A 590-nucleotide genomic window follows, 5' to 3' on the forward strand; every position below is an offset into this window, starting at 1 on the left:
GAGTGTCTGGTGGATTAGCGCAGACCATAGAAGACGGCTGTTGGGTGCTCTATCAAAACCAGACGTACGACAACGCCGTAGTGGCAGTGGCTTTGCACAGTGATACTTTGAAAACTTGGACAGACGCGTATTCCGAGTGGAACCCAATCGGCATGCCGCACAAAGTGACGCATGCGAAAGGCACGCGCTTGTATTGCTTAGGAGAGCGTAAAGCCCTCGATGTTTATAAGCATTATCTTGCCGACGGGCACGACGTGACGATTAACCAATTACTCAGTTTCCCGTTGTATCGAGAGACGTTGGGGCGCAAGGAAGTTTGTACCGTCACAGAACTTCACGCCGATGGAAGCATGAGTTTCGATAGGCCGTGGTGCCTCGGTGATGAGGTTCAGTTTTGCTATAACCATCCTTCTCTGACGTTAGAACAAGTGCGTCATGGGGTGGTGGAACTTGCTATGCATCAGCCAGAAGTAGTGATGATTTACAACTGTGCCTCACGGCTGGATTTTATTGATAGCAGCGATGAAGTGCAGGCGTTTATGGATATTGCCGCGACCTTTGGCAGCTACTGCATGGGTGAAATACATGGT

Annotated in this window: 1 protein-coding gene; it reads left to right on the forward strand. The window is 50.0% G+C overall.

What is annotated here, in order from left to right; genetic code table 11:
- A partial coding sequence (locus tag R7Q48_RS29160) for an FIST C-terminal domain-containing protein (RefSeq protein WP_318133849.1) occupies nt 1-590 on the forward strand: 590 nt, incomplete at both ends.

The organism is Vibrio sp. 378, from assembly GCF_033339435.1.